Annotated in this window: 7 protein-coding genes and 1 pseudogene; 6 read left to right on the plus strand and 2 right to left on the minus strand. The window is 68.3% G+C overall.

All coding sequences use genetic code 11. The features are described 5' to 3' along the window. The 5 genes and pseudogenes from A5702_RS12300 to A5702_RS12320 all read left to right on the plus strand — a co-directional run. Positions 1–284: pseudogene (locus A5702_RS12300) on the plus strand (ABC transporter ATP-binding protein); the annotation flags it as partial. Next, positions 281–2,176: an ABC transporter ATP-binding protein gene (locus A5702_RS12305; protein WP_068221003.1), complete on the plus strand. Its 1,896-nt coding sequence runs from the start codon at positions 281–283 to the stop codon at positions 2,174–2,176. The pseudogene A5702_RS12300 and the gene A5702_RS12305, both read left to right, overlap by 4 nt. An 89-nt stretch (positions 2,177–2,265) precedes the next feature. Continuing rightward, positions 2,266–3,408: a BTAD domain-containing putative transcriptional regulator gene (locus A5702_RS12310; RefSeq protein WP_068221009.1), complete on the plus strand. Its 1,143-nt coding sequence runs from the start codon at positions 2,266–2,268 to the stop codon at positions 3,406–3,408. 158 nt (positions 3,409–3,566) lie between these two features. Then, the gene (locus A5702_RS12315) at positions 3,567–5,357 is read left to right on the plus strand and encodes a serine/threonine-protein kinase (protein WP_068221012.1); all 1,791 of its coding nucleotides are present in this window, start codon (positions 3,567–3,569) and stop codon (positions 5,355–5,357) included. A 9-nt stretch (positions 5,358–5,366) separates the two neighbouring features. Continuing rightward, complete coding sequence (locus tag A5702_RS12320) at positions 5,367–7,223, plus strand: serine/threonine-protein kinase PknH/PknJ (protein ID WP_068221015.1); 1,857 nt, start codon at positions 5,367–5,369, stop codon at positions 7,221–7,223. 34 nt (positions 7,224–7,257) lie between these two features. Here the strand turns inward: A5702_RS12320 and A5702_RS12325 are convergent, their stop codons facing one another. Both A5702_RS12325 and A5702_RS12330 read right to left on the minus strand, forming a co-directional pair. Continuing rightward, positions 7,258–7,842: a hypothetical protein gene (locus A5702_RS12325; RefSeq protein ID WP_055403723.1), complete on the minus strand. Its 585-nt coding sequence runs from the start codon at positions 7,840–7,842 to the stop codon at positions 7,258–7,260. Between the two features lie 301 nt (positions 7,843–8,143). Further along, on the minus strand, positions 8,144–9,277 hold the full coding sequence (locus tag A5702_RS12330; RefSeq protein WP_082459885.1) for an adenylate cyclase regulatory domain-containing protein: 1,134 nt from the start codon (positions 9,275–9,277) through the stop codon (positions 8,144–8,146). Positions 9,278–9,377: 100 nt separating this feature from the next. Between A5702_RS12330 and A5702_RS12335 the strand changes: the two genes are divergently transcribed. Beyond that, the gene (locus A5702_RS12335; protein WP_068221018.1) at positions 9,378–9,869 is read left to right on the plus strand and encodes a DNA-deoxyinosine glycosylase; all 492 of its coding nucleotides are present in this window, start codon (positions 9,378–9,380) and stop codon (positions 9,867–9,869) included. The last annotated feature ends 51 nt before the right edge of the window (positions 9,870–9,920 follow it).

The following is a 9,920-nucleotide window of genomic DNA, read 5'->3' on the forward strand; positions in this document are numbered from 1 at the left end:
CCATCTATCTCTTCGACGACTCGTTCGGCGCGCTCGACGTGCACACCGACGCGCGAGTGCGCGCATCGCTCACGCGGGTGGCCGACGTGGCCACCGTCATCGTTGTCACGCAACGGGTTTCGACCGCCGCGCAGGCCGACCAGATAGTCGTCCTCGACGGCGGGAGGCTGGTGGGCACCGGCACGCACGAATCGCTGCTCACCGACTGCGCCACCTACGCGGAGTTCGCCGACTCACAGTCGGTGAGCGCGTTGCGGTCCGGTCAGGTCGGGGGCGGGCCATGACCGCGGTCGCCACCCGGGGGTTGACCCCGGCCCCCGCCGGGCGGTCGCGCGACTTCTGGGGCACGGCCACCCGGCTGACCAAACGGCTTGCGCCCCAACGCCGGCTGAGCATTGCGGTGATCGGCCTGGGCATCACCGGGACGGTGATCGGGGTCGTCGTCCCGCGAATCCTTGGCCATGCCACCGATCTGCTGTTCAACGGCGTGATCGGCCGGCAGCTCCCCGCGGGCATCACCAAGGCGCAAGCCGTCGCCGCGGCCCGCGCCCGCGGTGACAACACCTTCGCCGACCTGCTGTCCGGGATGGGTGTGGTGCCCGGCCGGGGTGTCGACTTCGGCGCGGTGGCGCGCACGCTGGCGCTGGCGTTGTGCTTGTATCTCGTTTCCGCGCTGCTGATTTGGGCGCAAGCGCGCCTGCTCAACGTCACCGTGCAGCGCACCATGGTGGCGCTGCGGTCCGATGTCGAGGACAAGATCCACCGGCTTCCGCTGTCCTACTTCGACGGACGCCAGCGCGGCGAGCTGCTGAGCCGGGTGACCAACGACATCGACAACGTGCAGTCGTCGCTGTCGATGACCATCAGCCAGCTGGTGAGGTCGATGCTCACCGTGGTCGCGGTGCTGGCGATGATGGCGTCCATCTCGCCGCTGTTGGTGCTGATCACCGTCGCCACGGTGCCGCTATCGCTGGTGGCGACGCGCACGATCGCGCGGCGCGCGCAGCGCCTGTTCGTGGCGCAATGGACGAGCATCGGTCGCCTCAACGCTCACATCGAGGAGACCTACAGCGGTTTCACGGTGGTCAAGACCTTCGGTCACCAGGCCGCGGCGCGCGAGCAGTTCCGCGATTGCAACGACGACGTGTACCGGGCCAGTTTCGGCGCCCAGTTCTTCTCGGGCCTGGTGGCACCGGCGACCGCGTTCATCGGCAACCTCGGCTACGTGGCCGTCGCCGTGGTGGGCGGCCTACAGGTGGCCACGGGCCGCATCAGCCTCGGCGGCATCCAGGCCTTCATCCAGTACGTCCGGCAGTTCAACGCCCCGCTGAGCCAGGTGGCCGGCATGTACAACACCCTGCAGTCGGGGGTGGCCAGCGCCGAGCGGGTGTTCGACCTGCTTGACGAGCCCGAGGAAAGACCGGATCCAGTGCCCGCCGCGGCGCCGCCCGACGGCGGTGCCGCACGGGTCGAGTTCCAGCACGTGAGCTTCGGCTACCACCCGAATGTCCCGGTGATCCATGACCTGTCGATGATCGCGGAGCCCGGGAGCACGGTGGCGATCGTCGGGCCGACCGGGGCCGGCAAGACCACGTTGGTGAACCTGCTCATGCGGTTCTATGACGTCGACTCCGGGCGGATTTTGGTGGACGGCGTCGACATCAGCACCATGAGCCGGCAGTCGCTGCGGTCGCGAATCGGCATGGTCCTGCAAGACACCTGGCTCTTCGAGGGGACGATCGAGGAAAACATCGCCTACGGGCGACCGGAGGCCACTGCCGATGAGGTGGTGCAAGCCGCCACGGCGGCATACGTCGACCGGTTCGTGCACACCCTGCCGGCCGGGTACCAGACACGGGTCAGTGGCGGCGGCGGCAACATCAGCGCCGGGGAGAAGCAACTCATCACGATCGCGCGCGCGTTCCTTGCCCGGCCGCAACTGTTGATCCTGGACGAGGCGACCAGCTCGGTGGACACCCGCACCGAGGCACTCATCGCCCACGCCATGTCAGAGCTGCGCCGGGATCGCACGAGTTTCATTATCGCGCATCGGCTTTCGACGATCCGCGACGCGGACCGCATCGTGGTGATCGACGACGGCCGGATCGTCGAGCAGGGCAGTCACGCCGAGCTGCTGGCGCGCCGGGGCGCCTACTACGCCATGACCCGCGCGTAAGCCGCGGGGCCGCGTATTCGCGGGTTGGCGCCGAATCGGCCGGGATTGCCATCACAATGGCTAAGTAGTGACGGAAGGACCAACACGCGATGGTGGACAAACGTCTCGAACTCGGTCTGCTCGGACCGCTGGAGATGAGCGTTGACGGCACCCTGGTGGCCTTGGGCACCCCGAAACAGCGGGCGGTACTGGCCCTGCTGCTGATGAACCGCAACAGCCCGGTCGCCGTCGACCGGCTCATCACGGCCCTGTGGGATGACCAGCCGCCGTCGGGGGCGCGGGCCAGCATTCACTCCTACGTGTCCAATCTCCGCAAGCTGCTCGGCGGCGCGGGCATCGAGCCGCGCATGGTGTTGGCCGCGGCGCCGCCCGGATACCGGCTCAACATCGACGAAAACGCTTACGACCTCGGACGGTTCATCGCCGAAAAGACCGCGGGCGTGCACGCCGCCGCGTCCGGCAAATTCGAAGACGCCAGCCGGCACCTGACGGCCGCCTTGGCGGAATGGCGCGGGCCCGTACTCGAAGACCTGCGCGAGTTCGGATTCGTCGACACCTTCGCCACTTCCCTTGTCGAGGAGAAGATTCTGGTCCATGGCGCCAAGGCGGAGGCCGAAATCGCCTGCGGGCGTGCGTCCGCCGTGATCACCGAACTCGAGGCGCTGACCACCGAACACCCCTACCGCGAACCGCTTTGGGCGCAGTTGATCACGGCCTACTACCTCACCGATCGCCAGTCCGACGCGCTGGCCGCCTACCGCCGCGTCAAGGCGACGCTCGCCGACGACCTGGGCATCGACCCCGGGCCCACGCTGCGCTCGCTCAACGAGCAGATCCTGCGCCAAGAGCCGCTGGACGTGAAGCGCACCGCCAAGACCGCCGCCGTCGACACGGTGACGGTGCTCGAGCAGCACACCATGGTGTCCGGGCAGCAGGCCATCGCTTACCTGCACGAGGCGTTGGGGCGCAGCTATCCGCTGCGGGCGGCGGCGACCCGGATCGGGCGGCTGGGCGACAACGACATCATCCTCGACAGCCCCAAAGTCAGCCGCCACCATGCCGTCATCGTCGACACGGGCACCAGCTTCATCATCAACGACCTGCGGTCGTCCAACGGCGTCCATGTGCAGCACGAGCGGATCCGCTCCGCCGCCACCCTGCGCGACGGCGACCACGTCCGCATCTGCGACTACGAATTCACTTTCCAGATCGCCGCCGACAGCGACGCGTAAGCCACCCGTCGGCGCGGGGCTAATCGCGCGATTCGTGGTGCGTTCCGGTGGGCGGGGGCTTACGGTCAGGGTTGCTAGGTCAGGGGGTTGCGGCTGACCGGTGTGCCCGGCGATTGTTGGGTGTCGGTGGCGTGGTGGACGGGTGTGAAGGATCGGCGATGAGTGATGAGCAGGTCTCGCGGGTGGGCACGCAGTTTGGGCCGTATCACCTAAAGCGGCTGCTGGGCCGGGGTGGGATGGGCGAGGTCTACGAGGCCGAGCACACCGTCAAGGAGTGGACCGTAGCGGTCAAGCTGCTCTCGGAGACCTTCAGCAAGGACCCGGTGTTTCGGGAGCGGATGAAACGCGAAGCCCGCACCGCCGGTCGTTTGCAGGAGCCGCACGTGGTGCCCATCCACGATTACGGCGAAATCGACGGGCAGATGTTTGTCGAGATGCGCCTGGTCGAGGGCACCGACTTGGACAGCGTGCTCAAACGCTTTGGGCCGCTGGCCCCGCCGCGTGCGGTGGCCATCATCACCCAGATCGCCTCGGCGCTCGACGCCGCCCACGCCGCCGGGGTGATGCACCGCGACGTCAAGCCGCAAAACATTCTGGTCACTCGCGATGATTTCGCCTATCTGGTCGACTTCGGCATCGCCAGTGCCACCACCGATGAGAAGTTGACCCAGTTGGGCACCGCGGTGGGGACGTGGAAATACATGGCGCCCGAACGGTTTTCCAACGGCGAGGTCACCTACCGCGCCGACATCTACGCCCTGGCCTGCGTGCTGTACGAATGCCTCACCGGCACACCGCCGTATCGGGCCGATAGCGCCAGTGTCCTGGTGTCAGCGCACATGATGGATCCGATACCCCAACCGACGGCCCTTCGGCCGGGCATTCCCAAGGCTTTCGATGCGGTGATCACCCGCGGGATGGCCAAGAAACCCGAGGAGCGTTACGCCAGTGCCGGGGACCTGGCCCTGGCCGCGCACGAGGCGCTGAGCAACCCCGACCAAGACCACGCCGCGACCATCCTGCGCCGCAGCCGGGAAGCCACCCTGCCCGGCACCGTCACGATGGGTCCCCCAGCCACGCCGGCCGACACGGCCATGGCGCGTCCCCCGGTACCGACGGCAAACACCCCACCGCCGGCGCCACCGGGCTCGACCCCGGTGCCCGGTCAGGGGGCGCCGCAGTGGCGGCCCGAGAGCGGTCCGATTCCGGCGGCCAGCCACACCCCGCCGCCCTATTACCAAGCCCCCAACGCCAATTGGGGCACACCGCCACCGCAGACCCCGCAACCGTTCACCGGCGCACCCGCCTGGAACCAACCCCCACCCAAACGCCGCAACCCCTGGCCCATCATCGCCGGCGTCGCCGCGCTGGTGGTGGTCCTCGCCGTCGCCGCCGTGGGCATCTCGCTGGTCATGGGAGGCGACGACAGCAATCCCCAGGCGAACCGCACGTCGACCACCACGACGACCACGACCACCAGGACCGCGACCACGACGACCACCACCCGGGGCGGCAACGCGCAAAGCAAACTGCTCAACGCGCTGCCCGCCGGGTATCCCAGTGGCGCGTGCACGGCCGCGACCCCGAAGTCGAACAGTATCTGGGTGAACGCGCTGGCCATGGTCGACTGCGACCAGAACACCAACCAGGGCGGCCCGTCCCGCGCGGTCTACGGGCTGTTCGCCAGCGCGGATGTGCTGAAGAAGGCGTTCGACGACGACGTCGCGGCCGTACAGCTGATGAACTGCCCGGGAGCCGGCGCGTCGCCGGACGGCTGGCATCACGACAGCACCCCGACGGTGACCGCCGGCATGATCGCCTGCGGCACTTACAAGAACCACCCGAACGTGATATGGACGAACGAGGCCAAACTCCTGCTTTGCGACGTGTACGGGGATCCGCCCAACATGGAGGACCTGCATACCTGGTGGACCAATTACGGTGGCTGAGGATCGGCGATGAGTGATGAGCAGGTCTCGCGGGTGGGCACGCAGTTTGGGCCGTATCACCTAAAGCGGCTGCTGGGCCGGGGTGGGATGGGCGAGGTCTACGAGGCCGAGCACACCGTCAAGGAGTGGACCGTAGCGGTCAAGCTGCTCTCGGAGACCTTCAGCAAGGACCCGGTGTTTCGGGAGCGGATGAAACGCGAAGCCCGCACCGCCGGTCGTTTGCAGGAGCCGCACGTGGTGCCCATCCACGATTACGGCGAAATCGACGGGCAGATGTTTGTCGAGATGCGCCTGGTCGAGGGCACCGACTTGGACAGCGTGCTCAAACGCTTTGGGCCGCTGGCCCCGCCGCGTGCGGTGGCCATCATCACCCAGATCGCCTCGGCGCTCGACGCCGCCCACGCCGCCGGGGTGATGCACCGCGACGTCAAGCCGCAAAACATTCTGGTCACTCGCGATGATTTCGCCTATCTGGTCGACTTCGGCATCGCCAGTGCCACCACCGATGAGAAGTTGACCCAGTTGGGCACCGCGGTGGGGACGTGGAAATACATGGCGCCCGAACGGTTTTCCAACGGCGAGGTCACCTACCGCGCCGACATCTACGCCCTGGCCTGCGTGCTGTACGAATGCCTCACCGGCACACCGCCGTATCGGGCCGATAGCGCCAGTGTCCTGGTGTCAGCGCACATGATGGATCCGATACCCCAACCGACGGCCCTTCGGCCGGGCATTCCCAAGGCTTTCGATGCGGTGATCACCCGCGGGATGGCCAAGAAACCCGAGGAGCGTTACGCCAGTGCCGGGGACCTGGCCCTGGCCGCGCACGAGGCGCTGAGCAACCCCGACCAAGACCACGCCGCGACCATCCTGCGCCGCAGCCGGGAAGCCACCCTGCCCGGCACCGTCACGATGGGTCCCCCAGCCACGCCGGCCGACACGGCCATGGCGCGTCCCCCGGTACCGACGGCAAACACCCCACCGCCGGCGCCACCGGGCTCGACCCCGGTGCCCGGTCAGGGGGCGCCGCAGTGGCGGCCCGAGAGCGGTCCGATTCCGGCGGCCAGCCACACCCCGCCGCCCTATTACCAAGCCCCCAACGCCAATTGGGGCACACCGCCGCCGCAGACCCCGCAACCGTTCACCGGCGCACCCGCCTGGAACCAACCCCCACCCAAACGCCGCAGCCCCTGGCCCATCGTCGCCGCTCTCGCGGGGGTGCTCGTCTTGGTCGCCGGCGCCGTGGGCATCTGGCTTCTCGTGCGGCCCAAGCCGGTGCCGCCACCCGACCCGATACCCGCCGAGCGCCTCAGCGCGCTGTTGCTCGGCGCTTCCGACATCAACTCCGTCATGAGCTCCTCGACCATGGAGCCCGGCAAACCCATTCAGGCGATGGACACTTCGGCACTGACGGTGTCACAGCCCGACTGCCAGGGAGCGCTCTACACCACCCAGAGCCCGGTGTATGCGGGCACCGGTTACTCGGCGGTGAGCGGGCTGGTGTCGTCCGAGCCCGGCGACAACTACGACCATTGGGTCAACCAGGCCGTCGTCCTGTTCCCGTCCGCCGACAAAGCCAAGGCCTTCCTGCAGAATTCGGCGGAGAAGTGGAAGGGCTGCGCGGGCAAGACGGTGACGGTGACCAACAAGGGCAAGACCTATCGGTGGACGTTCGCGCAGCTGCAGGGCGCGCCGCCGAAGATCGCCGTGCTGGACACCCAAGAGGGCGCCGACGGCTGGGAGTGCCAGCGCGCGATGGGCACGGCGAACAACGTCATCGTCGACATCAACGCCTGCGGGTATCACATCAGCGATCAGGGCACCCAGATCGTCGACAAGATCGTCGCCAAGATCGACAACGGCTAGCGCGGCGAATTCAAAGCCCCGCTGGCGCTTCGGGTTACGACTGCAGGTCGGGTCCCTCCGCGCGCAAATCGTCGACCGCCGACATGGCGCTGCGCAACTTGGCCAGCCATTCCTCGGCGTGCTCGCCGACCAGCTTGACCGACCACGCGAGCGCGTCGGCGCGGGAACGGGCGACGCCCGCGTCGACCAGCGTGTCGAGCACCTGCCGCTCCGGCTGCTTCAATCGGGTCATCACCGGAACCGCGATGTGGGTGAACAGGATTCGCTCCGCGCCGGCCTTCGAGCCGACTTCGACGCCCCAGGACACCTTGCGGCCGTAGCGGTCCTGCGCCTCGTCGGCGATGCGCATGCGCTCCGAACGGGTCTCCTCGCGGAACCGCGACGCGCGCCCTTCCGAGCGGGCCTCGGTTTCCTCTTTATCCGAGCCCTGGGGCTCGGGCAGCCGTCCGATGACGGTGATCTCTTCGCGGTCGACGATGACCGTCGGGTCGCCGTCGAACCAGCTTTCGGGCAGCCGCCCGGCGAACCATTCGGCGGCGCCACTGGCGTCGGGTTGCTGGGCTTGCTGCCAGCCGCCGGGGCGGCCGTAGCGCCGCCCGTGGGTGTGATGCGATTTCATGATTACATGATTACACCGTTACAGACGCAATGGAATGGCGTTCACCCCGGGCGAACGCCGCCCGTGCGTCGTGGCGTCCGCGCGCCGGCTCGACGGCGCGCAAAAAGGCGCTTTCAGGTGCGGAGAACCCGTTGATATGGGCTGTGGGAAGTTGTATTTTTGGTAGCGAAGCAGGCCCGGAAACGACCAATTCCAAGCGCCGGAAGTCAGGGTAGAAAACCGGCCGCGTAGGACCCGCGCATGACGGAGTCACACGCCCCCAGAGTCGTCCGGGCCTGCCCATGTGTACGGGGTTCCCGGCTCAATCGCCGCCGTTGGACCCGTCGCCCCGGCGAACCCTGAACAGCTTCACCTCGTTCTTGATGCCCTTGAGGCGGCGCGCGCCGGCGAACGACCCGTGGAACTCGCCGGTGTCGCCGATCGTCTCCCAGACCGAATCCGCCGCGAGGACGGTGCCCGGGCGCGCCACATTGGTGACCCGGCTCGCGACGTTGACCGGGCTGCCGAACCAGTCGCCCGCCCGGCTCACCGCCATGCCGGAAGCCACGCCCGCTCGCAGCCGCGGGAAATCGTTGTCGCTGTCGACGGCCTCGACGAGCTTCACCACCACGTCGAGCATGGGCAGCGGGTCGGGGCAGACGAACATCGCCGCGTCACCGATGGTCTTGACGAACCGCACGGGCGGCACGGTGATGTCTCGCGCGAGGACGGCCAGCCGGTTGGCCAGGTGCCCCAGCTCCTCGGCCGACACCGCCTCGCCGATCCGGGTGAAGCCGACGAGGTCCGCGAAAGCCACGGTGATCTGGCGGGCCCCCGGCAGCGGCTGGCCGGCGGCGCGCTCCGCGGCGTTGACCGCCTCGGTCTCCATCATGTGGCGCAGCTGCATGAACAGCATGTGCTGGATCATCGGGCCGAGCATCGGCGCGATCTGACTGACCAAAGCCTTTGACGCTTGGGCGATTTCGAGCTCCGTGGCGCCCGGCCGCATGATCGTCGACAGGGCGGCGTACCGCATGACCTCGGCGGCGCGGGACAGGCCCTCGGCGAGCACCCGGACCACCAGCACCAATTGCTCGGGGTCGAGGCCCAAGTCGACGAACCGCTGGGCGAAGGCGGCGGCCTCGCCGTCGGCGCGCATGTGCACCACCGCGTCGGGGTCGTCGACCCGCACCAGGCCGATGGCGCGCTGCACCTGCTGCAACAGCGCCAGGTCGACGCCGTACGTCTCGCTGATCTCGCGGGTGGAGACGTAGGTTCCGTCGCCGCCGATGAGGTGGCGGGTGGCCAGCAGCAGGGGTGGGTTGGTTGCCCGGATCTCTTCGCGGCTGATGCCCTGCTCGAGCAGCCACCGCACCAATTCCGCCCGCTCGGCGCGGGCGCTGCCCTCGAGCCCGTCGAGCAGATCGTCGATGTTGGCCTCGGCCCCGTCCTCCACCCGGCCAACGTACAACGGGCACCGCGGTTCGACAGAATGCCGAGTCGATCGCGAGCGCGGCGCAGCCGGGCGAAGCGGGTCGGCGGCAGAATATCGACTCGTGAGCACGCAGCTGTTGCGAGGATTCCCGCCGGTCGTCGACGAACACGCCACGGTGCTGATCCTGGGCTCGTTTCCCAGCGCCCAATCCCTGGCGGTGGGTCAGTACTATGCCAATCCGCGAAATGCGTTCTGGGCGATCACCGGTGAGCTGTTCGGGTTCGACGCGGCGGCGACCTACGAAACGCGGCTGGCCGCGCTCCAGTCGGCCGGGGTCGCCCTGTGGGATGTGCTGCGCGCCTGCCGCCGACACGGCAGCGCGGACTCGGCGATCGAACCGAAAAGCTTGGCGGTCAACGACTTCCGCGGACTGTTCGCGCGGTACCCCGCTATCGCGCGGGTGTACTTCAACGGCGCCAAGGCCGCCGAGCTGTACCGGCGGCTGGCCGAGCCCAACGAGCGGGTCGACTATCGGAGGTTGCCGTCGACCAGCCCGGCGCACGCGGTGGCGCCGGCCACCAAGCTGGCGGCGTGGAAAACGATCACCCTATGACACCGGCGGTCGCCGGTGGGCCCACGGCCGGGCGGTTTCGATCTGCGCGGC

The organism is Mycobacterium sp. E3339 (assembly GCF_001666915.1).
Classification (GTDB): domain Bacteria; phylum Actinomycetota; class Actinomycetes; order Mycobacteriales; family Mycobacteriaceae; genus Mycobacterium.